Here is a 22,497-nt window from a genome sequence, read left to right as displayed (position 1 = left end):
TCCATTAATAATGAATAACTGAACGAATCGATTTGCCTTCGTGCATTAAATCGAACGCTTTATTAATGTCTTCTAATGGCATGGTATGAGTAATAAAGGTATCTAAGTCAAACTTACCGTCCATGTATTGTTTAACATAGTCAGGCAGTTCGGTACGACCTTTCACGCCCCCAAAAGCACTGCCGCGCCATACGCGACCTGTCACCAACTGGAACGGGCGGGTGGAAATTTCCTCACCGGCGCCAGCAACACCAATAATAACGGATTCGCCCCAGCCTTTGTGACAGCATTCAAGTGCGGCGCGCATAACGTCAACGTTGCCAATGCACTCAAACGAGAAGTCGACACCGCCGTCAGTCATATCGACAATAACTTCCTGAATAGGTTTGTCGTGTTTCGTTGGGTTCACAAAGTCGGTTGCGCCCAACTCTTGAGCAATCGCCTTTTTGTCGTCGTTCACATCTATGGCGATAATGCGCGAGGCCTTAGCTTGCACGGCACCAATAATAACAGCCAGACCAATACCGCCCAGGCCAAATACGGCAACGGTATCGCCTTCCTGAACCTTGGCGGTGTTTTTAACCGCACCCATGCCGGTAGTAACACCACAACCCAATAAGCAGACCTTTTCTAATGGTGCTTCTTTAGGAATTTTAGCCAGTGAAATTTCAGGTAGAACGGTATATTCAGAGAACGTTGAAGTGCCCATGTAGTGATAAATGGTCTCACCGTCTTTTGAGAAACGGCTGGTGCCGTCCGGCATTAAGCCTTTCCCCTGAGTGGCACGAACCGCCTGACACAGGTTGGTTTTACCCGAGGTGCAGAACTTACATTCACCACATTCTGCGGTGTATAGAGGAATGACATGGTCTCCCACCTCAACGGAAGTGACACCTTCGCCGACAGACTCAACGATACCGCCACCTTCGTGGCCTAATACTGATGGAAAAATACCTTCCGGATCTTTACCCGACAAAGTGTAGGCATCAGTATGGCAGACACCGGTTGCAATGATGCGAACGCGCACTTCGCCTTTTTTCGGTGGTGCAACATCAATAACTTCTTCTTTGAGTGGTTCGCCCGGACCCCAGGCAACCATTGCGCGTGACTTAATTGTTTCCATGATGTTTCCTTTTAGACAGTTAATTTAATTACGTAAAAGCGTAGCCTAAGTTTAACTTTTTCTCATAAGCAGGTAATCTTATGTTTATACAAATTACTTTTTCATAAATGAAATAATAGGTTGAAATGAAAGCTTGGCAGGGAATTAGTGAGTTTGCCGCTGTCGCTGAACGGCAGAGCTTTACCGCAGCAGCGCAGGAGTTAGGTCTGTCTGTCGCACAGGTCAGTCGGAATATAGCTGCGCTGGAGAGTCGACTGCATATGCAACTGCTTTACCGGTCGACCCGCAGTGTCAGCTTAACAGAAGAAGGGGAGTTATATCTGCCGCACTGCCAGCATTTAGTCGCCAGCTTGAGGGATGCCGATCAGGCCATTCAGCAGCGCACACAACAACCTCAGGGACTTATTAGAATTACTGCGCCTGTCTATTATGGTGAACGTTTTATAGCACCACTTTTAAATAACTTTCTACAAGTTTATGAAGACTGTTGGCTTGATCTGCAATTGACCAACGAACAGGTCGACCTAATCGAAGGTAGTTATGATGTGGCGATACGTTTAGGGCAACTGGGTAACCCAAGATTAAGGGCGCGTAAGTTGGGAACTCGTCGCCACTATGTTGTAGGCGCACCGAGTTATTTTAAAAGCTTTGGAGAGCCTAACACGATAAATGAACTGGAAGCTCATCGTTGTTTTACGGGCACGGTTAAACAGTGGCGTTTTGAGGTAGAAGGGCGATCTGAAACTTTCCGACCTGAGCTTTATTTGCATTGTAACAACGGCTTGGCGCTTAGAGATGCAGCGATAAAAGGCTTGGGTCTAGCGATGCTACCTGATTACTACGTGACAGAGGCACTGGAAACCGGTCAACTGAAAGAGGTTTTGGGACAATTTAGACAAGAAGACGACGGTATTTGGGCGCTGTATCCTGAAAACAGGCAAGTGATTCCGAAAGTCAGAGTTTTGTTAGATTATTTGCTTGAAAATCTGAAATGAGCAGGAATAAAAAATGGTGGTTGCTACTGGGCTCGAACCAGTGACCCTCGCCTTGTAAGGGCGATGCTCTCCCAACTGAGCTAAGCAACCATCCTGAAGGTCTGCAACTAAGGGGAAGAAGAGAAGTGGTGGTTGCTACTGGGCTCGAACCAGTGACCCTCGCCTTGTAAGGGCGATGCTCTCCCAACTGAGCTAAGCAACCATTCTCACTGTGACACTTCTGCGTCGTTGCGAGGAGGCATTATAGGGATCAGATAAAAACTGTCAAATAAAAATTGCGAACTTTGTGCTGTTTGCTGACATTTTAATCATTTCGATTAGCAGATGCGCTGAGCGCTCAGTCTTGATAAACTTGCCGCCATTATTTTGACCGGTTTAAATGAAAGGAAAAAACATGAGTGTGGTAACGCGTTTTGCTCCCAGTCCAACAGGTTATTTGCATGTCGGTGGTGCTCGTACCGCTTTATATTCTTGGTTAGTTGCCAAGGCACAAGGCGGTGAGTTCGTATTACGTATTGAAGACACCGACCGTGAGCGCTCAACACAGCCTGCTATTGATGCAATTTTAGAAGGCATGGAATGGCTAGGGTTGAACTGGGATCGTGGTCCTTATTATCAAACTCAACGTTTTGACCGCTACAAAGAGCTTATTGATAAGCTTTTGGAAGAAGATAAAGCTTACAAGTGCTATTGTTCTGCCGAGCGTTTGGAAAAAATGCGTGAAGAGCAAATGGCAGCCGGTGAAAAGCCTCGCTACGACGGTCATTGCCGTGATAATCCTAACGTTGGCGGTGACAAATACGTGATTCGTTTTCGTAACCCGCAAGAAGGTAGCGTGGTTTTCGATGATCACATTCGCGGGCGTATTGAATTTGCGAATACTGAGCTGGATGATTTGATCATTGCCCGAACCGATGGCACGCCGACCTATAACTTCTGTGTTGTCGTAGATGACTGGGACATGGATATTACGCATGTTGTTCGTGGTGAAGACCACATTAACAACACACCGCGCCAGATTAATATCCTTAAAGCTCTAGGGGCGCCTGTACCAGAATATGCACACGTTTCCATGATTTTAGGTGACGACGGTAAAAAGCTTTCTAAACGTCACGGCGCGGTCAGTGTCATGCAATACCGTGATGACGGTTATGTACCTGAAGCGGTCGTTAACTACTTAGCGCGCCTGGGTTGGTCTCATGGTGATCAGGAAATATTCAGTCGCGAAGAACTCATTGAATACTTCAAACTGGATGATGTGAATAAAGCAGCATCTGCCTTTAATACCGAAAAGCTGAACTGGCTAAATCAGCACTATATGAAAACGCTGCCGGCTGAAAAAGTGGTGCCCCAACTGCAGTGGCAGTTTGACCAAATTGGCGTGGATACCAGCAACGGTCCTGCTCTTGAAAAAGTGGTTGGTTTGCAAGCAGACCGGGTGAAAACCTTGAAAGAAATGGCTGCCATTAGCCGCTATTTCTTTGAGTCAGTAGAAGAGTTTGACGAAAAAGCGGCGAAGAAGCATTTACGTCCGGTGGCGAAAGAGCCCCTACTGAAAGCAAAAGAACTGCTTGGAGCAGTGAACGACTGGAATGCTGATACTATTCAGGCCGCAATTAATCAAACTGCCGCTGATTTGGATGTGGGCATGGGCAAAGTAGGTATGCCTTTAAGGGTAGCTGCTACCGGTGGAGGTAACTCTCCTTCGTTAGGTGAAACCCTGGAATTAATACCCCCAAAAACCGTTTTGGCGCGAATTGACCTTGCTTTAGAATTTATAGCTCAGCGTGAGAGTGCGTAACATTGCGTTAAAACGGCTTTAGGATACATCATGCCAGACATTAAGCATTTGATTGAAAACAATAAAGCGTGGGCGGAAGAGCAGATCCAAAGAGACCCTGACTTCTTTAAACGTTTGGTAGGGCAGCAAGCTCCAGAGTACTTATGGATTGGCTGCTCTGATAGTCGAGTGCCGGCGAATCAGATTGTTGGTATGGATCCTGGCGAGTTATTCGTACACAGAAATGTGGCAAACCAGGTTATTCAGACAGACTTTAACTGCCTGTCTGTGATTCAGTTTGCTATTGAAACGTTGAAGGTTCGACACGTACTAGTCGTGGGTCATTATGGCTGTGGCGGTGTCAAAGCTGCCATGGAATCAAAGCCCCATGGGTTGGTTGACCACTGGCTGTATCCGATTCGCGATGTTTACCGCGAGCATGCCGATGAAATAGCTGCTCTGGAAGACTCTCAAAAAGTTGATCGTTTGTGCGAATTGAATGTCATAGAGCAGGTAAAAAATCTAGCTAAAACTAATGTTGTTCAGGAAGCCTGGGATAGAGAACAGCCTCTTACGTTACATGGTTGGGTTTATCGTTTGGATAACGGTTTAGTGAATGACATGAATGTGTCTGTTTCAAGTCGGGAAGGGCTGGAAGAGGTGTATCATGTTTATCACCAAAAACTGCCGGACGGCTTGAAAAAATAGTTTTTGATGAATAACTGAACAAACTGCCATAAAAACAGCCAAACAGTCTTATTTTTTCAAAAAATAGTTGACACATTAGCGCCGCTCGAAATAGAATGCGCCCCGCTGTCAAGGCAGTCTGTGATTGCCAGGTGCGGGGCTATAGCTCAGCTGGGAGAGCGCTTGCATGGCATGCAAGAGGTCAGCGGTTCGATCCCGCTTAGCTCCACCACGTTGTTTTCGGTAGAGCGCCGACAGTAGTAAAAGTATTTGGTTGCGTCCCCTTCGTCTAGAGGCCTAGGACACCGCCCTTTCACGGCGGTAACAGGGGTTCGAATCCCCTAGGGGACGCCATTCAAATACCGTGATGCAAAGTGATTATTGCGTCCCCTTCGTCTAGAGGCCTAGGACACCGCCCTTTCACGGCGGTAACAGGGGTTCGAATCCCCTAGGGGACGCCATCTCTTTTAAGAGGGTCACAACGCACAGAAAACAGTCCAGGGTCCCCTTCGTCTAGAGGCCTAGGACACCGCCCTTTCACGGCGGTAACAGGGGTTCGAATCCCCTAGGGGACGCCATTTTCAGGACAATACATTAACCGCCAGAAGGCGGTTTTTTTGTGCCTTTATTTTGTCAGCTCGAGTAAATAGGGTTCTAAAAAGTCAGCGATTTTTGGCTGGGCTTCCGCGGTGGGGTGAATGCCATCGTTCTGCACATAGCCTGGGTTAGTCGCTATTTTCTCCATAAAGAACGGCACGAGTTTAACGCCTTCTTCTTTCGCAACTTCTGCAAAAACTTGTCGAAACTGTTCGGCGAATCTCTGACCATAGTTGGGTGGTACCATAACCTGGCTCAACGCTACTTTAACGCCTTGTTGCTGCGCTTTATCGATCATTTGTTTCAAGTTTGACCGAACTGTGTTGAGGTCAAAGCCTCTAAGTCCGTCGTTGCCGCCGAGTTCTATAAATAATGCGTCGGGTTGGTGACGCTCTAAAACGCCTTCTAAGCGGCTTAAGCCACCACGTGTGGTTTCGCCACTAATGCTAGCGTTTATGATATTAATATTGGGATGAGATTGGTTCCAGCGGCGATCGAGTTCGGCCACCCAGGTTTGCTCCTGAGAAAGTCCGTAACCGGCGCTTAGGCTGTCACCTAAAACGACAAGTGAGACATTTGCGGAAACACTGCGTATAACTAGCAACAGTGATAAAAATAGACACGTTTTCAAAAGGAAGTTTTTCATTTTATGCTCATTCAAGCTCAACAACTGGAAAAAACCGTAGACACCTCTGAGGGTCCATTACAGATTCTGCAGCCAATTAACGTCAGTATCAATGCCGGCGAGACTGTTGCCATTGTTGGTGCGTCAGGCTCTGGCAAATCAACGTTGCTGTCGCTGCTTGCGGGGTTAGACCTCGCATCCTCCGGAGAGGTTCTTATAGAGAACGAAAAACTGAGCGAATTGGATGAAGAGCAGCGCGCGAAAGTTCGTGCTGATAAAGTTGGCTTTATTTTTCAGTCGTTCCTATTGGTGCCAAGTTTAAGTGCTCTGGAAAACGTCATGTTACCCGCTGAACTGGCGGGTCATAAAGGCGCAGAGAAAGAAGCCCGCGAACTATTAGCCAAAGTTGGGCTGGAAGATCGCTGGCACCATTACCCAAACCAGCTGTCAGGCGGTGAACAGCAACGGGTTGCTATTGCGCGTGCGTTTGTCGGTCAGCCAAAAATTCTGTTTGCCGATGAACCTACTGGTAATCTTGATGCTAAAACCGGTGGTAAGGTCGAAGAATTACTATTCGACCTCAACAAAGACTATGGCACAACATTAATAATGGTGACGCATGACCAACAGTTAGCGAAACGTTGTCAGCGCGTGCTGCAAATGGAAGCTGGGCAGTTATCGGAGGCGACACAGGATGTGGCATAAAATTTCGTTTCGTTTGCTTAAGCAGGAGCTGAAACGAGGTGAGCTGACAATTATGGCGCTGGCAATTATCTTGTCGGTTACCGCCGTGTTGTCTCTTTCTATTTTCAGTGACCGCCTACAAGCCGGACTGACTGAACGCAGCAGTGAATTCTTAGCCGCGGATCGTGTTTTGAGCTCACGTCGTGACATACCCCAGGAATGGCTGGATCAAGCCGGACAAATGAAACTCCAAACGGCTTGGAAAGTCGTGTTCAACTCCATGGCGTTTTCTGGCGAGAATATGACCCTGGTGGATGTCAAAGCGGTCAGTGACGGTTACCCATTACGAGGTGAGCTAGAAATCGCAGACCAGCCGTTTGGGCAAGGGTATGTGGCTGAAGGACTTCCCGCCGAAGGTGAGGCTTGGGTTGCATCGCAGTTGTTTCAGGCACTGCAGTTAGACATTGGCGACTCAATTGAAGTGGGCAACAGCAGCTTTAAGGTGACTAAAGTCGTCACTTACGAGCCTGATGTCGGTTTCTCGGTCTTTACTGACAGCCCAAATGTCATTATTCGCCATTCTCAGCTAGAAGAAACGGGGCTCATTCAACCGGGTAGCCGTGTGCGTTTTAACGCACTAATGGCTGGCGAACCAGGCGCTATTGATGCTTACGAAGACTGGCTGTTACCTCGACTCAATGACGACACCCACAGTTGGCGTAGTATTGAAGATGGTGATAGCCCGTTATCGCGTTCTTTAAATCGAGCTGAGCGCTTTATGATGCTGGCAAGCCTGCTCGGTGTGGTACTGGCCGCAACAGCGGTGGCAGTAGCAGCGCAGCGTTATTGCCAGCGAAACTATGATGTGGTCGCTATTTTTAAAACCTTAGGGGCTGATAAAAAACAAATACGCCGTATTTTCATTCTGCACTTGCTGTTATTAACCGCAGTGAGTGTTGCTATTGGTATGTTGCTGGGCTGGGCTATTCAGTACTTTGTGATTGAGTGGGTCTCTCAAAAGCTTGACGCAACCTTACCGCAATCCGGTTGGCAACCATACGCACTGGCGGCAGCAACCGGTGTTATCAGTGCTGTTATGTTTACTTTGTATCCGCTGTTTCGCTTGGTGGCGATTCCGCCATTGCGTGTATTGCACCGTCAGTTAACCGCGGGTAACGCTATTCGTTGGTTGCAGTGGGTATTGAGTGGCGGAACCATTTACGCACTGCTGGTAATTTACAGTCAGCAGTGGTGGCTCTCGACGGCTTTGTTCGCGGGGGGAGCCGTCGCAGCAGTCATTTTACTGGGGCTGGGGCGTTTATTTATTACGGCAAGCCGCAAGGCGGGGATGCAGGCTGGTAGCAGCTGGCGCCTCGCAATGGCAGGTTTGCAGCGAAGAGCCGCGCAAAACAGCGTACAAATGCTGAGCTTCTCAACAGCTATTATGTTGCTGTTATTAGTGATTGTTTTACGCAACGACTTACTGGAAGACTGGAAACGACAGTTACCAGCAGACGCTCCGAACTACTTTGCCATTAATATTGCCCAGGACAATGTTGATGATATGCAGGCAATGTTCGAGCGTGAAAATATTCCGTCGACTGATCTCTACCCTATCGTGCCGGGGCGTTTAACTCATATTAATGGTGAAAAACTTCATGACGAAGTGACCAAGGAAGATCGTGAAGACGACGAAGCAGAAGGACGCGAGGGCATTGGTCGGGAGCTGTCGCTGACATGGCGCGATACCTTACCACCTAACAACGAGCTAACAGCCGGTGAGTGGTGGGGCGATGACGCAAAACCTCAGGTGTCTGTTGAGCTAAATGTGTCAGAACGACTGGATATTAAAGTGGGTGATGAACTACGCTTTAATTTAGGTGGGCAGGAGTTTACAGTGCCGGTGACCAGTTTGCGAAAAGCCGACTGGAACACGCTGCAGCCGAACTTTTACATGATATTCAACACCTCGACATTGGAAGACTTTCCGGCGACATATATCACCAGCTTTAGGTTAGGCGAAGAGCGCAAGAGTGAGCTTTATGAACTCTTTAAGCCTTTCCCACAAACGTCGTTGATTGATCTGGATGCGATGATTGATCAGATACGTGAGGTGATTGGGCAAGTAAGTCTGGCGATAGTGTTTGTGTTGGTTCTCGTGATTATCGCTGGTTCACTGGTCTTGGTTGCACAGGTTCAGGCGAGCATGGAAGAACGGCAGAAAGAACTTGTGATTCTGCGGACGCTGGGTGCGCCTGGTAAATTATTGAGTCGTAGCATTACTTACGAGTTTTTGGTGTTGGGTGCTATTAGTGGATTAATAGCCACACTGGCGATGGAAATATCCTTGTTCATATTGCAAAACCAAGTATTTAACATGACGCCGGTAATCCATTGGAAACTATGGCTTGTAGGACCACTTTGCGGTGCTTTGGTAGTGGCTATTTTAGGTCGTTTGTCATGTTATCGCCTAATTAAACGCAATACAGCGCAACTTATCCGCAAGCTCGCGTAAGTTTGCGCCAGTGACTGACTCAGGAGGTGACCGATGAAGATTTTGATGACGGGAGGTACAGGCCTAATTGGCTCTGCGTTTATTCGCAAATACCGCAGTGATCATAAGTTCACGGTCACCACACGCGACAAAGAGCGAGCCAGGAAGCTGTTGGGCGACGATGTTAGTTTATTATCCTCAGTGGACGAGGTGGCGGATATCGGCCAATTTGATGCGGTTATCAATTTGCAGGGTGAGGGTATTGCTGACAAACGCTGGAGTGACTCTCGTAAGCAAGCGTTAAAAGACAGTCGTTGGCAAGTTACAGAAAAGATAGCTTCCTTAATGAATGCTGCAGAAGCTCCGCCTAAGGTGTTTCTGAGTGGCTCTGCGATTGGCTATTATGGCCCGAGAGACTCAGAGCCTGTCAACGAAGAGGGCAAGCCCGAGCACACGGACTTCGCGGTGACGTTGTGTCAGGAGTGGGAGCGTAGGGCTTTAGCGGCTGAAAAGGGCACTCGCGTTGTATTGCTTCGCACAGGCGTGGTGCTGGCAAAAGGTGAAGGTGCGTTAGCGAGAATGATCCTTCCATACAAAATCGGTTTAGGCGGACCTTTAGGTGAAGGTAAGCAAATGATGTCCTGGATACAACTTGAGGACATGGTTCGGGCCATCCAGTATTTACTGCAGCACGACAATTTATCGGGCCCCGTTAACATGACCGCTCCGGGGCCGGTTACCAATGAAGCCTTTAGCCGTACTTTGGCGTCGGTATTGAATAAACCACACTTTATGAGAGTCCCCGCATTTGTGCTTAAGCTTGGCTTGGGTGAAATGTCGTCGATGTTGCTTGAAGGGCAAGCTGTGGTGCCGGACAAACTGCGGAACCATGGCTTTGAATTCAAGTATCCAACCGTGCGTGAAGCTTTTCAGGTGAGTGTGTAAATCTTTACAGTGCCTTTTTATTTCCTTAACGGACAGGGTCTTCGGAACTCAGTAAGATTAAGGAATGAAAACAAAAAACACACACTCCGTTAAAAATCTTATGTTAGGCGTCAGTTTATCCATACTGGCGCTTAGCGGTTGTAGCTCCATTCCGGCCAAGAGTCCCGGTAACTTGATTGGCAAACAAGAGTCCGGAAAGGCGTCGTATTACGCCATGAAATACCAATTCAGAACCACAGCCAGTGGTGAGCGGTATAACCACTTCGCAGACACCGCCGCTCACAGAACCTTGCCATTTGGCACCAAAGTTCGAGTCACCAATATCGCTAATAACAAAAGCGTTGTGGTTAAAATTAATGATCGAGGCCCCTTTATTGACGGGAGAATCATCGACCTATCGCGCTCTGCCTTTGGCGAAATCGCCGACTTGGATGCCGGGATTATTGAAGTGACTACTGAAGTTATTCGATAAGCTTCACGGGGCTTACCAACCCATAATGCGTTGCCAGGTGTTATGTGAACCATCACTCATTAGTACGTGGTAAAGCGGATGCATGGCGGCGGTTGCACAGGCGTGGTTGGGCAATATGCGCAATTGCGAGCCAACGGGAAAGTCGTCTAGTTGGTAAACGTCGTTTAATTCGATAACGCCGTGCTCTTGCGATGTGCTGTTAACGCGTAAGCCTTCCAGCAGAGAACCGTCTACTTTACAGACTTGTCCGTAGCCAAAATCCTCATCCTGGCTCGCGGTACCGCGATCACGTGACAGTGCCATCCAACCGCTGTCTGTCAGTACCCAGCCTTTCTCTTTGTTGTGCCCGATGACAGTTGTCACTACCGACATGGCTATGTCAGAAAAGTCGCACACGCCGATATTTTTCATTACTAAGTCAAAGGTAGTGTAAACGCCAGCGCGCACCTCTGTAATGTCACTAAAGTCTTCTCCATAATGAGCGGTTGGTGTTGATCCAACGCTGGTTATTGAGCAATGAATGCCAGATGCTTCTAATCTGCTTTTGGCAATGCGAACCGCATCACACTCTCGTTTAGCGAATGCTTTTAAAGCGTCTGGGGTATGACAACCGTATGAGCCACCTGCATGGGTCATAAGTCCGGTAAAGTTGTGACCAAGTTGCTGCGCAATATCAATAAGCTCAGGTGCTTCGGGCTTAATACCGCCACGGTGATCATCACTGTCTATTTCAATAAAAACAGAGAAGTCTTGTTGGTGTTTTTGTGCAAAGTCACTTACTGCCTTTGCCTGCGCTATATTATCGAGCAGGATATGAAGGTTAATACCGCGCTTACGCAGTTGAGCGACGCGGCTCAGTTTTGCCGGTGCAATGCCTACGGCGTAAAGTAGGTCGGTGTAGCCAGCTTTTGCGTAGGCTTCCGCTTCTGCCAGCGTTGATACTGTCGCGGGTCTGGTTTTATCCGCAAGTAAGTAATCGGCAGCCTCTAACGTTCGCAAAGTTTTCAAGTGAGGGCGTAAGTGACTTCCCAGTGATTCAACTCGAGTTTTTAAATGCGCGATATTGCGTTTTAGAATGGTTTCATCAATCAGCAAATAAGGCGTATCGAGGGTATCTATCCACTGGGGTACTGTCATTTAATCATCCTACTTTTTAAGAGCTTAAGAGTTCTGCATAGTGGCTTATATCGACATTGCCACCGCTAATGATAACGCCAACACGTTTGCCCCGCAGCTCATCTTTAAGTTGCTCTACAGCAGCGAAGCCGAGGCATCCCGTCGGTTCAACAACCATCTTCATTCGTTCAGCGAAAAAGCGCATGGACTCAATTAAGCTGGAATCGTTGACGGTTAGAATATCGTCGACATTATCTTGAATGATGGGAAAAGTATATTCGCCCAAATACTGTGTTTGAGCGCCATCAGCGATGGTTTTGGGTGTTTCAATACGAACAATTTCACCTTTTCGGAACGACTGCTGACCGTCGTTTCCGGTTGCCGGTTCGACACCGTAAACCTTGCAGTCAGGTGCGAAATGGCGCGCCGCTAACGCGCAGCCGGATAGCAAACCGCCGCCACCTAAACACACAAATAGTGCATCAAGTTCTCCTACTTCTTCAAACAGCTCTTTTGCGGCAGTGCCTTGCCCTGACAAAATATGCGGATGGTCGTAAGGCGGTATGAGCGTATAACCGTGCTCCTCAGCGAGCTCTCTGCCTATTTTTTCACGGTTCTCTGTGTAACGATCATAATGAATAATTTCAGCGCCGTAGCCGCGGGTCGCGTTCACCTTCGACTTTGGCGCGTCTTCTGGCATGATGATGGTCGCTTTAATATCGAGCAACTGAGCCGCTAAGGCTATCGCTTGTGCGTGATTTCCCGAGGAAAATGCAATGACGCCGGCTTTCTTCTGCGCTTCATCAAACTGCAGTAGCGCATTCATGGCGCCGCGAAATTTAAACGCGCCCATACGTTGGAAGTTTTCACATTTAAAGAAAAGCTCAGCCCCCAGCTTTTTATTTGCTGTGCGTGACGTCAACACAGGAGTCTTATGGGCGTATGGGCGAATACGCTCAGCGGCGGCAGCGACATCATCAAAACTAGGTAGTAATAGCAAAACTCCTCCTTTAAAGTACGTTCAAGAAGCCGTAAAGCAGTCCGGGAACGATGGCCAAAGTCATGTAAACGGCGTATTTATAATGCAGCTTTATGCCGGCAACAGATGCAAACATAATGCCTTTCAGTAGGGTATTACTGGCGCAGGCCAGGATGATGCCCATAACAGCCACTTCCGGAGACAGTTCATTCTGAGCCGATCGGGAAAGCGATAACGTAATAGCGTCGACGTCCATTAAGCCTGAAATAATAGCCAGGCTGTAGATACCCGCGTCGCCAAACCACTGCTTCATGGCCTCTGACAATAACAAGATAACGGCCAAAAGCACGCCAAACTGTATGGCGGTACCTAACTGTAATGGATTATTAATAGTGATATCAGAGGCATTTGAGGGGGCTCTCTGTTTTTGCTGGCGGTATATCATCACCATCACGACCAGCGCCCCTAAAAACATGAGCGTAATCGAGGGCCAGAGTATTCCCAGAAGTTGATGATTGACAACAAAGACTTCTATCAGCACTCGCGGAAACATAATGCTGCAAGCCAGTAACATGCCGCTCACATAAATAGCGGTGTGAGAGTTTCTTTTAGCAAAGCGGGCCATGGTCAGAGTGACGGCGGTGGATGACGCAAAGCCTCCGGCTATTGCGGTAATGAGCGTGCCTCTCTTTTCGCCGAGCAGTTGGGTAAATAAGTAACCAATAAATGACAGCCCGGAGATTAACACCACCATCCACCATAGCCAGTAAGGGTTTAGCGCTTGCCATGGACCGTACCCTTCGTCGGGCAGCAGCGGGAGCACCACCACGGAAATAAGCAGTAAGGTAATGCCAGAATAAAAGGCCTTAGGAGAAATACGTTTGAGTAATTTATGTAAGTTTTTCTTATGGCCCAAAAGCGCAACGACGACAGCTCCGCAGCTTAGAGCCGGTAGTGGATCGCCAGAGGCGCCCCAAATGGCTAACGCGAAGGTCAGCAACATAGAAAACTCAGTGGTGATGCCAGCGTCGTCTGAAAGCTTACTGTGGCTGATGTATGAAGCCGCAATAAGAATGGCGACAACAACAAAACCGGTAATAATGAGCCATACACCCCATTGTTGGGCGAGTATGGCGAAAACACCCCCACTTAAACCAATAAGGCTAAACGTGCGCACCCCGGCAACGCGAGCTCCTTCTTCGCTGTCACGACCCGACCAACCTCGCTCAATGCCTATCATCAAACCTAAAGCAAGCGCTGCCAGTAATGAAAGTGCCATTTCCATTTGATAATGCACGGTCTAAGAGTCCCTGATTACTTCGTCAATACAAAGACTTTAATTGACCTCTAGGGCGTCTAGCAAGCTTTTACGCCAAAGTGACTCTTTAAATTGACTACGGAAGAAGTTGAAGTGACCAATGCCTTTGCTGTTAGTCATCTCGGGGGTTAAGTCCGTTAACGACTTTTCGGCATTTGGGTAGTGACTCAGTAAACTCTCAATATTTGAGCGCTGGAGTAGCTCGTCGTCGGTAATATGGAATGCGCGAATAGGTGCTGAAAAGCGGTTGTAACGCTCTTGTTGTTCGGCGGAGATGTTGTCAAATAGATAATCTTTGCTGCGGCACCAACGGCTCCATTGCATCATGGCTGGCGCAGGCATATCACCCACCATGTTCAAGCGTTTACCGGGGAAGTAGCCGGCTATGGGCGTACTGATAGGAGCGGCAAAATACCACAACAACCAGGATGTCCAGCGAACTTGTTTGCTAGCCTTTAACCAGTAACCGGTGCCACTGGCAACTGTGACCATTTTGTTGATACAGTCACTGTTTGGAGCTAGACCAACAATTTGACCGCCCAGGCTATGCGCCAGCCATATTAACGGCTCACCTTGCTGGCAGGACTGGGCGTAGTCGAGCACTGACTTAATATCCAGTTCAGCCCATTCAATAATATCAGACTTTATCTGTTTTAATGGTTTATCAACGGACTGACCAATGCCGTAGTAGTCGAAAGTAATAACTTGATAGCCCTGCTCACTCAGCCAACGCGCAATGGGTTGGTAGAAGCGTTGTTTTACACCAAGAGCCGCAGCTATGACGACAGTGGCTTTAATTTTGGTTTGTGGCTCGAACCTTACACAGTGTAAGTAGCGATTATTGTTCGTGAGCTCGATACTCTTCATGTTTTTCGACATAACGACAATAGCGGGTTAGTTTGGAAGTGCAGCGATAAAGGGCTTTACCGAAGCTTGTTTATAGACACCTGCTTCCCAGTATGGGTCGTCATTTGCCCATTGTTCAGCGTCTTGTAATGTGTCGAACTCCGCAATGACGACAGAACCGGTATAACCGAGTACGCCCGGGTCAAGTTCGGCTATCGCTGGACATGGACCTGCAACTAACAAACGACCATCGTTTTGCAATGCTTTGAGTCGCTCAAGATGAGCGGGGCGCGCTCGCTTACGCGCCTCCAGTGAGTCCGGGTGATCTTCTGCAAAAATAACGAACCACATTAGTGCGAGTTCTCCTCTTCACTGGCATGACGATACATATAAAGGCCGGTACCGATGGTAAATACTAAAGTGATGCCTAAAATACCGAAAACCTTAAAGTTTACCCAAGCCTCCTGACTCCAAAACTCTGCAATGTAAAGGTTGAGCGCAGCTAATGCCAGGCAGAACACAATCCAGGCGTAAGTTAATTTTAACCAGGCGGCATCCGGTAATTTAATGTCTTTACCCATCATCGATTGTATCGGACTGCGTTTTTTCCAAAACAAGCCGCCCAAAAGCAATAGTGCGATGGCGACATAGACAACCGACACTTTCACTTTAATGAACCAGTCATCACGCAGAAGTAGAGTGACTGCGCCGAACACCATAACAACAGCCAACAAAACCCAGTGTCGGGTGGTTAGTGGCTGCCGGAGAAGTTTCAGTCCAAGTAACTGAACCACTGTCCCTGCCATTAAAACACCGGTTGCGACATAAATGTCCGCCATTTTGTAGAACACAAAAAAGGCGATTATCGGTATATATTCTAATAACAGGGCCATTTACTACTCCGGTTTGTCTTTACTTCAGCGATGTGGCGGCTTTCATGCTTCGGATAAACGCTTTTAAGTCCGCTATCTGTTGCGCGTTATTGTCGAGGTTTTTCTCAATAAGCGCAACCACAGCCGAGCCGCTAATGGCACCATCGGCTCCCGCAGCCAGAGCTTTTTCGACGTGCTCCGGTTGTGATATTCCGAAGCCGAGCAAAATAGGAGGCGCTCCGGCGTTTTTTAACTTGTCGATAAGTTCTGAAGCGGGGGCCTGCATTTGTGTCTCAGCACCGGTAACCCCAGAGCGGCTCAGTAAATACACATAGCCTGAGCACTGCTTTGCAATGGTTTGCAGTAATGTGTCGCTGGCATCGGGTGGGGCGATAAAGACAGCCTCAATACCAATTTCCCGTGCTATTTCAGCGAAGCGTTTCGCTTCTTTGGTTGGAACGTCAGCAATAAGTACTGAATCGACTCCAACATCTTTCATTTGTTGGTAAAACTCGCGAACACCTTTAGCGTATATCAAATTCGCATAAACCAGTAAACCTATGGGTATTTGCGGTGAGTAGTCGCGAACAGCTTTTAAAAGCTTTAAAATGTCACTAAAGTTAGTCCCTGCATTCAGCGCACGTAAGTTAGCACGCTGAATCACAGGTCCGTCGGCGACGGGGTCGGAAAACGGCAAACCCAGCTCCAAAGCATCAGCTCCACCGTCGATAAGCGCCTTTATGACTTCAAGACTTTGATCGGGGTTCGGATCGCCAATTGTAACGAAAGGAACAAAAGCGCCTTGGTTATCGGCTTTTAATCGTGCAAAACAAGTTTCATACCGGCTCATTGTTGTCTCTCCGTAGCGTGTTCCTGGGCACTAAAAATACGACGAACATGATCAATATCTTTGTCACCACGCCCCGATAAATTAATAAGCAGAATTTCAGGAGCGTCAGGCTCGGCGGCGCGTTTTAATGCATAAGCTAATGCATGAGCTGACTCCAGAGCCGGAATAATACCTTCATGACGCGACAATAGTTTAAAAGCCTCTAAGGCTTCTTCATCAGTCACCGACTCATAGCGAGCGCGACCAATAGCTTTCAAGTGTGCGTGCTGCGGGCCAACACCCGGGTAGTCCAGGCCGGCAGAAACGGAATAGGATTCTTCAATTTGCCCTTCGGTGTCCTGCATTAGGAATGAGAGGCATCCGTGTAAGATACCGGGTTTGCCCGCAGTAAGCGTCGCACCGTGATGCGAGGTTTCGACGCCTTTACCCGCAGGCTCAACGCCGACCAAGTCAACACCTTCTTCGTCAATAAAGTCCGCAAACATGCCGATTGCATTAGAACCGCCGCCAACGCAGGCAATAACCTCGTCCGGTAAGCGCCCGGCCTGCTCTTTAATTTGAGCTTTTGCTTCTTCACCTATCATGCGATGGAATTCGCGCACAATAGTTGGGAAGGGGTGTGCACCGGCCGCGGTTCCCAATAAATAATGAGTATTAGGGTAGCTAGCCGTCCAATCGCGCAAAGCTTCGTTAACCGCGTCTTTTAAGGTGCCGCTGCCGGTATCGACGGACACTACTTTTGCGCCCATTAGCTCCATGCGAAATACATTGGGTTGCTGGCGCTCAGCGTCCTTCTTGCCCATGTAAATAATGCACTCTAAATCGAGCAGGGCGCAGGCAAGTGCTGTGGCAGTACCGTGCTGACCGGCACCGGTTTCCGCAATAATACGTGTTTTGCCCATACGTTTTGCAAGCAGTGCCTGCCCCAGCACTTGGTTGGTTTTGTGGGCTCCACCGTGAAGTAAGTCTTCACGTTTTAAATAAATTTTGGTGTTGTTTGGGCTCTCAAGCGGCAAATTACGGCATAAACTTAACGGGGTTGGTCTGCCAAGATAGTTTTTCAGTAACCCCCGAAACTCAACCTGAAACTCTTCGTCTTGCTGCGCGTCAATAAAAGCTTGCTCGAGCTGCTCAAGCGCCGGTAATAAGATTTCAGGAACGAACTGGCCGCCGAAATCGCCAAAATAAGCGGGTAATGACTGACTCATACAGCCTCCTGTTGAATGCGTTTAGAAACTTGTTGATCTGAAAATCGCCCATATTGGCGAATCTTCATGAATGTTTGCGATACTTTTGAGGCATTTTTAATGCCCGGAGCCCATTCCACGCGTGAATTCATATCGACGCCGACAAAGCCAAGGGTGACAGCTTCGTCAATACTTTCAGGGCCGATGCCGCCAGCGAGCAAGCAACGTTGACGTTCCGCAGGCGTTAAGCCTTCTAATAATGACCAATCAAATGTCTGGCCACTACCGCCTCTGCGATTATCCAGTAAAAAGCCATCGATGGGTAAATCGGGTAACTGAGCGGGTGTCTCAATAGCCAGCGCCTTCCATATTCTTACAGCGCTAAGTCCTTGCTCACGAAGTTGCTGACGTAGTTGCACGACGTAATCGATGTCTTCGTGCCCATGCAATTGAATCACTGACAAACCGACCTTAGAAACAACGTCAATAACTTTCTGCAAGGCGGTGTCAGCAAATACGCCAACGTAATTCAGGCCGTTGACTTCAGAAGTGATTTGCTGAGCCTGCTCGACGTTAATATAACGAGGAGAATGTTCGACAAAGATCAAGCCGCCGTAGGCTGCGCCTTGTGAACGCGCATTAATGGCATCTTCTGCACGAGTTAAACCACAGACTTTGTTTTGCCCAAAAAGCAGTTCCCGACAGGCTAAATCGACATTGGGTTGCGCACTCAACGCACTGCCGACTAAAAAGCCATTAACGAAAGGGGCAACCCGGCGAATGTCTGCATGTGTTGAAAAGCCTGACTCAGCGACTAATAACGCTTTCTGCGGAGCTAACGATGCCAATTTAGCGCTGCGATTCGGGTCAATGCTTAAATCGGTTAAGTCGCGGTGGTTAATGCCAATAATCTTGGCGTCCAATCGCGCGGCGCGCTGCATTTCATCCTCGTTAGCGACCTCAGTCAGTACATCCATGTTAAGTGCCTCCGCAACGTTGCGGAGGCCACTGTATTGCTCGTCATTAAGTACTGATAGCATTAACAAAATAGCGTCAGCGCCAAAGTAGCGAGCACGGTAAACCTGTTCTTCATCAATAAAGAAGTCTTTGCACAGCACTGGCTGTTTTACCTGCTGACGTACGGCGGTCAGGTAATCCAAACGCCCCTGAAAAAACTCGGGCTCAGTCAGAACTGAAATGGCCGCTGCATAGGGTGCATAAGCTTTTGCCAGCTCAGGGGCATCAAAATCGGCACGAATGAGACCTTTCGACGGCGACGCCTTTTTGCACTCCAGAATAAAGCCCGCCTGCTTACCGCACAAAGCTTCATATAAGCTTCTGTCGCTGGGCGTTAATTGCGTTTTTAAGTCACTCAAAGGCATAAGTTCAGACTGAACTTTGTTTTGCTCAACTTTGCGTTCCACAATGGTTTTCAATACGTTTTTTTGCAGTGATATCGCATTAGACATGATACGTCTCCTGAGCGTCCTGAACGCGGCGTAAGTGCAATAGCGCCTGTCCTGTGTCCAAATGTTCAAGCGTCGCCGCAGTGGCTGCTTTCATATCGTTATATTGTCCGCTTAAATACAGCAAGGCGGCAACATTCATGGCAACTGAGTGGCGCTGAGCCGGACTGCCGCCGCCGGCCAAAATATCTTCGAGTATGCGTGCATTAAAGTCTGCATCACCGCCTCTTAATTCGCTCAACGGCGCAGAAGGAACACCAAAGTCAGTGGGCTCGACCTGATATTCATTAAGTTCACCGTCGCGCAATTCAACAACTCGGGTCGGTCCGTGCAGAGCCAATTCGTCCAGACCACTACCGTGGACAACCATAGCCCGCTTTACGCCCAGTCTTTGCAGGGTTTCAGCCATAGGTTGTACCCATTCGTCACTGTAAACCCCCAGAAGCTGTGCGTCAGGGCGTGCCGGATTCACCAGCGGCCCGATTAAATTAAACAGCGTGCGTGTTTTTAAGGTTTGCCTTACCGGCATCGCGTGTTTAATACCCGGGTGGTAGTGCGGCGCAAACAGAAAGCAAAAACCGTTATCTGCCAGTTGCGAAGAAGCGTCAGACGGATCTAAATTGACGCGCAGTTTTAACGACTCTAAAACGTCAGCAGACCCTGAACGCGAGGAAACGCTACGATTACCGTGTTTGGCAACCGCCAGTCCCATACTGGCTGCCACCAAAGCGGCGGTAGTCGAGATATTAATGGTGTTACTGCCATCGCCACCGGTACCGCAACTGTCAATAACCGTTGTGTCCGGTCGTATAAAAGGCTTAGCAGCGGATAGTATGGCCTCCGCAGCCCCGGCTAGTTCTGCAGGTGTTTCCCCACGCATTTTCATGGCTATCAAAGCAGCAGTGACTTGAGTGTCGTTGAGCTCGCCTTTAATCAGGCGCTGAAAAAACTCACGGGTTTGATCTTGCGTCAGAGACGCACCGGACATCAGAGTTTGTAGGGCCTTCATGGCTTTGCTCCTTCCAATAAATAGTGAATGCTGTTACTGAGTAATTGCTTTCCCTTTGGCGTTAATAACGACTCGGGGTGAAATTGAAAACCAACAGCGTCGCTGTGGTCTTGTCCATCGATAAACTCTGCAGCCATAGGAATGGTGCCTTCGGGCCCGTTAATTTGCGCAATGATTTTTACGCTTTCTGGCAGATCGTAACCACTTAACGAATGATAACGAGCGACAACACATTGGTTGTTGTCGGTTGCGTTGGTAAATACAGCATGTTCGATGGTATCGATGACCGCAGTTTTGCCGTGAACAATTTCGCCACAGGTATCTACTCGGCCTCCATAGAGCTCAACCAAGGCCTGAAACCCTAAGCAAATTCCCAACATAGGAATACGACCGCTGCAAAAGCGAACAATATCCATTAAGTTTCCCGCGTTGGCAGGGTGACCCGGTCCCGGAGACAGACAGACCAGTTGTTGGCCTTGATAACTCTCCAGTTGTTTAATGACGTTTGCAGCGGCCAGCTGATTACGGTAGACCACCAGCGGGTAACCTAGCTGACGAAGCTCATCAACCAGGTTGTAAGAAAATGAGTCGACGTTATCAATGAGTACAATACGAATCGGTTGCGTCATGATTGCACTCCTTGTTGAGCTTTATCTTGCTGAACTGAATGCGCCTGCTGAATCGCCAAAATTACCGCTTTGGCTTTGCCTTCCGTTTCAGCAACTTCGCTGTCAGGATTTGAGTCATGCACGACACCAGCGCCAGCTTGAACTATCGCTTCACCGTTTTTAACGAAGGCTGAGCGAATCACAATGCAAGTGTCCATGTCGCCATTTCCTGCCAAATAGCCAACCGCACCGCCATAACTCCCGCGACGCTGCTTTTCAACCTGACGAATTAACGTCGCGGCGCTGACTTTGGGAGCTCCAACTAACGTGCCCATATTCATGCAAGCCCGGTAAGCGTGCAAAGCGTCGCAGTCGTCTCTTAACTTCGCCACAACGCGTGACACTAAATGCATGACCTGTGAGTAACGGTCCACTTGCAGTAAGTCGGCGACATAACGGCTGCCGGTTTCACTAATACGCGCCAGGTCGTTACGAGCTAAGTCCACCAACATCAAATGTTCAGCCAGCTCTTTTTGGTCAAGTCTTAATTCTAACTCCATACGGCTGTCTAGATCTGGGTTAATGCTGCCATCGGCATTTTTTCCCCGTGGGCGCGTACCGGCGATAGGGTAGAGTTCAACCTCGTTTGCTTCTTTTTGGTATTTTAGAGCTGACTCTGGTGAGGCGCCGAACAGAGAGAAGTCCGGGTGGCTCATGAAGAACATATAAGGTGACGGGTTGTTTTTCTTTAGCTGATTATAGGCAGCCAGAGGTTCCGGGCAGGGCATTTTAAATCGGCGCGATGGCACTACCTGGAAAATATCCCCAGCGACAATGTTCTTTTTCAGTTGAGTAACAATGTAAGCAAACTCGTCAGCCGAGGGTGTTGCGGTTACTTCAACGTCAATCGGCAGTGGTTTGGGTGTTATTGCCGGCAACTGGCAGCGAGCCGCTAGTTCACCAACACGCTGACTCATGGCCTGGTAACGCTTATCACGGCCTGTGCCCCCAAAAACACTGCCAAGTAGCTCGGTGGTTTGCGCTTGATGATCAATAATGAGCAGGGTTTCAGCTAAGTAAAAAACGTAATCAGGGCAGTCGTTTTCACCTTCTTCAACCTGTGGTAACGGCTCGTAGCTGGCGACAAAGTCGTAGGCAAACGCACCACCGAGAAACACTGAAAATGGATGCTGCTGCGCTGTATCGTTTGCTTTGATTAATTGCTGCTGCAGAGTGCGTAGTGGCTCCATATTGCTGATTTGGCGAAGCCGTGAATCTTCATCGATTGGCACGTCCCTCGTCGTGTTTCCAGCAGCAGTAAAATCTGCGACTAAACCATCCTTAATAGTGGTGATTGCCGCGCAGTCCTCCAGTTTTTTCTGAATCCATGGAAGCAGGGCGTTACCATTGTCTGTCAGCGCCTGAATAGTCACTTGTTGCTCGTTACAGGTAAGCTGCAACGCGGCATCAATCAGCAATAAGCTTTTGACTTGTTGTTTGGTACCAATGTCAGCCGAATCAAGCAATAAATGGGCACCATTGGCATGGCAGGTATTTTGGTAAACCTGTAGCGGTTCCGCTTGATAAGGCAGTGACACTCTCAGCGTCTCTAAATTGCCGTCTTGTTCAGTTGTCAGGTTGTTCACCTCAGACCTCGTTTTTTCTTGTTGATTTTTAAACCTGCTCCAGTGAAACGGCAATAAAAAAACCCGCTCAAAGGAGCGGGTTTTTCAAAGTGAAGCTATTTACGTTACACGCACAACTACACCACCCGCTCGTTCGGGAAGTGCCACCACCAATGTTGGGTTGTTGTACGTAAAAACATAAGTTGTATAGCTCTCTTA

General features: G+C 48.4%; 21 protein-coding genes, 6 tRNA genes and 1 other annotated feature. Of the genes, 11 read left to right on the top strand and 16 right to left on the bottom strand.

Going from position 1 to position 22,497, the window contains the following annotated elements; genetic code table 11:
* Positions 1 to 4: 4 nt before the first annotated feature.
* Positions 5 to 1,123: an S-(hydroxymethyl)glutathione dehydrogenase/class III alcohol dehydrogenase gene (locus EST55_RS10195; protein WP_129497370.1), complete on the bottom strand. Its 1,119-nt coding sequence runs from the start codon at positions 1,121 to 1,123 to the stop codon at positions 5 to 7.
* Positions 1,124 to 1,248: 125 nt separating this feature from the next.
* On the opposite strand from EST55_RS10195, the gene EST55_RS10190 reads away from it, so the two are divergent.
* Positions 1,249 to 2,118: a LysR family transcriptional regulator gene (locus tag EST55_RS10190; RefSeq protein ID WP_129497369.1), complete on the top strand. Its 870-nt coding sequence runs from the start codon at positions 1,249 to 1,251 to the stop codon at positions 2,116 to 2,118.
* 14 nt (positions 2,119 to 2,132) lie between these two features.
* Here the strand turns inward: EST55_RS10190 and EST55_RS10185 are convergent.
* Both EST55_RS10185 and EST55_RS10180 read right to left on the bottom strand, forming a co-directional pair.
* Positions 2,133 to 2,208 (bottom strand) — tRNA-Val (locus EST55_RS10185).
* Between the two features lie 36 nt (positions 2,209 to 2,244).
* A tRNA-Val gene (locus EST55_RS10180) sits at positions 2,245 to 2,320 on the bottom strand.
* A gap of 192 nt (positions 2,321 to 2,512) precedes the next feature.
* Here EST55_RS10180 and gltX point away from each other — a divergent pair.
* From gltX to EST55_RS10150, 6 genes are all read left to right on the top strand, one after another.
* Positions 2,513 to 3,919, top strand: coding sequence for a glutamate--tRNA ligase (gene gltX, locus EST55_RS10175; protein WP_129497368.1), 1,407 nt, complete (start codon positions 2,513 to 2,515; stop codon positions 3,917 to 3,919).
* A 30-nt stretch (positions 3,920 to 3,949) separates the two neighbouring features.
* Complete coding sequence (gene can, locus EST55_RS10170) at positions 3,950 to 4,606, top strand: carbonate dehydratase (protein WP_129497367.1); 657 nt, start codon at positions 3,950 to 3,952, stop codon at positions 4,604 to 4,606.
* A gap of 135 nt (positions 4,607 to 4,741) precedes the next feature.
* Positions 4,742 to 4,817: transfer RNA gene (locus EST55_RS10165), tRNA-Ala, on the top strand.
* A gap of 46 nt (positions 4,818 to 4,863) precedes the next feature.
* Positions 4,864 to 4,939: transfer RNA gene (locus EST55_RS10160), tRNA-Glu, on the top strand.
* Between the two features lie 31 nt (positions 4,940 to 4,970).
* A tRNA-Glu gene (locus tag EST55_RS10155) sits at positions 4,971 to 5,046 on the top strand.
* Between the two features lie 41 nt (positions 5,047 to 5,087).
* Positions 5,088 to 5,163 (top strand) — tRNA-Glu (locus tag EST55_RS10150).
* 47 nt (positions 5,164 to 5,210) lie between these two features.
* Here EST55_RS10150 and EST55_RS10145 read toward each other — a convergent pair.
* Entirely contained in the window at positions 5,211 to 5,828 is a 618-nt protein-coding gene (locus EST55_RS10145) for an arylesterase (RefSeq protein WP_129497366.1), read from the bottom strand.
* A gap of 3 nt (positions 5,829 to 5,831) precedes the next feature.
* On the opposite strand from EST55_RS10145, the gene EST55_RS10140 reads away from it, so the two are divergent.
* The 4 genes from EST55_RS10140 to EST55_RS10125 all read left to right on the top strand — a co-directional run bounded on the left by EST55_RS10140 (position 5,832) and on the right by EST55_RS10125 (position 10,402).
* Positions 5,832 to 6,512 carry an ABC transporter ATP-binding protein gene (locus tag EST55_RS10140; protein WP_100691754.1) on the top strand — a complete coding sequence of 227 codons (681 nt, stop codon included), beginning with the start codon at positions 5,832 to 5,834 and terminating at the stop codon, positions 6,510 to 6,512.
* Positions 6,502 to 9,006 carry an FtsX-like permease family protein gene (locus tag EST55_RS10135; RefSeq protein ID WP_129497365.1) on the top strand — a complete coding sequence of 835 codons (2,505 nt, stop codon included), beginning with the start codon at positions 6,502 to 6,504 and terminating at the stop codon, positions 9,004 to 9,006. Before EST55_RS10140 ends, EST55_RS10135 begins: the two co-directional genes overlap by 11 nt.
* A gap of 33 nt (positions 9,007 to 9,039) precedes the next feature.
* Positions 9,040 to 9,930: a TIGR01777 family oxidoreductase gene (locus tag EST55_RS10130; protein ID WP_100691756.1), complete on the top strand. Its 891-nt coding sequence runs from the start codon at positions 9,040 to 9,042 to the stop codon at positions 9,928 to 9,930.
* A 64-nt stretch (positions 9,931 to 9,994) separates the two neighbouring features.
* Positions 9,995 to 10,402: a septal ring lytic transglycosylase RlpA family protein gene (locus EST55_RS10125; protein ID WP_129497364.1), complete on the top strand. Its 408-nt coding sequence runs from the start codon at positions 9,995 to 9,997 to the stop codon at positions 10,400 to 10,402.
* 12 nt (positions 10,403 to 10,414) lie between these two features.
* Here the strand turns inward: EST55_RS10125 and EST55_RS10120 are convergent, their stop codons facing one another.
* From EST55_RS10120 to EST55_RS10065, 12 genes are read right to left on the bottom strand one after another with little or no spacing between them, the layout of a single operon-like run.
* Positions 10,415 to 11,539 carry a DSD1 family PLP-dependent enzyme gene (locus EST55_RS10120; protein ID WP_100691759.1) on the bottom strand — a complete coding sequence of 375 codons (1,125 nt, stop codon included), beginning with the start codon at positions 11,537 to 11,539 and terminating at the stop codon, positions 10,415 to 10,417.
* Between the two features lie 16 nt (positions 11,540 to 11,555).
* On the bottom strand, positions 11,556 to 12,518 hold the full coding sequence (locus EST55_RS10115) for a threo-3-hydroxy-L-aspartate ammonia-lyase (RefSeq protein ID WP_129497363.1): 963 nt from the start codon (positions 12,516 to 12,518) through the stop codon (positions 11,556 to 11,558).
* Between the two features lie 10 nt (positions 12,519 to 12,528).
* Positions 12,529 to 13,794, bottom strand: a complete 1,266-nt coding sequence (locus EST55_RS10110; protein ID WP_129497362.1) for an MgtC/SapB family protein — start codon at positions 13,792 to 13,794, stop codon at positions 12,529 to 12,531.
* Between the two features lie 39 nt (positions 13,795 to 13,833).
* Complete coding sequence (locus EST55_RS10105) at positions 13,834 to 14,694, bottom strand: alpha/beta fold hydrolase (protein ID WP_240665296.1); 861 nt, start codon at positions 14,692 to 14,694, stop codon at positions 13,834 to 13,836.
* Between the two features lie 15 nt (positions 14,695 to 14,709).
* Positions 14,710 to 15,012, bottom strand: a complete 303-nt coding sequence (locus EST55_RS10100) for a YciI family protein (protein ID WP_129497361.1) — start codon at positions 15,010 to 15,012, stop codon at positions 14,710 to 14,712.
* Entirely contained in the window at positions 15,012 to 15,554 is a 543-nt protein-coding gene (ispZ, locus tag EST55_RS10095) for a septation protein IspZ (RefSeq protein WP_129497360.1), read from the bottom strand. Before ispZ ends, EST55_RS10100 begins: the two co-directional genes overlap by 1 nt.
* Before the next feature lie 19 nt (positions 15,555 to 15,573).
* Entirely contained in the window at positions 15,574 to 16,383 is an 810-nt protein-coding gene (gene trpA, locus EST55_RS10090) for a tryptophan synthase subunit alpha (protein WP_129497359.1), read from the bottom strand.
* Complete coding sequence (gene trpB, locus EST55_RS10085) at positions 16,380 to 17,591, bottom strand: tryptophan synthase subunit beta (protein ID WP_129497358.1); 1,212 nt, start codon at positions 17,589 to 17,591, stop codon at positions 16,380 to 16,382. Before trpB ends, trpA begins: the two co-directional genes overlap by 4 nt.
* Positions 17,588 to 19,039 carry a bifunctional indole-3-glycerol-phosphate synthase TrpC/phosphoribosylanthranilate isomerase TrpF gene (gene trpCF, locus EST55_RS10080; RefSeq protein WP_129497357.1) on the bottom strand — a complete coding sequence of 484 codons (1,452 nt, stop codon included), beginning with the start codon at positions 19,037 to 19,039 and terminating at the stop codon, positions 17,588 to 17,590. The genes trpB and trpCF overlap by 4 nt, the downstream gene beginning before the upstream one ends.
* On the bottom strand, positions 19,032 to 20,045 hold the full coding sequence (trpD, locus tag EST55_RS10075) for an anthranilate phosphoribosyltransferase (protein ID WP_129497356.1): 1,014 nt from the start codon (positions 20,043 to 20,045) through the stop codon (positions 19,032 to 19,034). The genes trpCF and trpD overlap by 8 nt, the downstream gene beginning before the upstream one ends.
* The gene (locus tag EST55_RS10070; RefSeq protein WP_129497355.1) at positions 20,042 to 20,674 is read right to left on the bottom strand and encodes a gamma-glutamyl-gamma-aminobutyrate hydrolase family protein; all 633 of its coding nucleotides are present in this window, start codon (positions 20,672 to 20,674) and stop codon (positions 20,042 to 20,044) included. The genes trpD and EST55_RS10070 overlap by 4 nt, the downstream gene beginning before the upstream one ends.
* Positions 20,671 to 22,299 (bottom strand): anthranilate synthase component 1, encoded by a 1,629-nt coding sequence (locus EST55_RS10065; protein WP_129497354.1) that lies wholly within the window; start codon positions 22,297 to 22,299, stop codon positions 20,671 to 20,673. The genes EST55_RS10070 and EST55_RS10065 overlap by 4 nt, the downstream gene beginning before the upstream one ends.
* A 53-nt stretch (positions 22,300 to 22,352) precedes the next feature.
* Positions 22,353 to 22,457: a sequence feature (Trp leader region), on the bottom strand.
* Positions 22,458 to 22,497 lie beyond the last annotated feature (40 nt).

Origin of the sequence: Idiomarina sp. 29L (genome assembly GCF_004123135.1) — a bacterium.
In the GTDB taxonomy this organism is placed as follows: Bacteria; Pseudomonadota; Gammaproteobacteria; order Enterobacterales; family Alteromonadaceae; genus Idiomarina.
The sequence above is the reverse complement of the archived record's forward strand: the minus strand, read 5'-3'. Positions and strand labels throughout refer to the sequence as shown.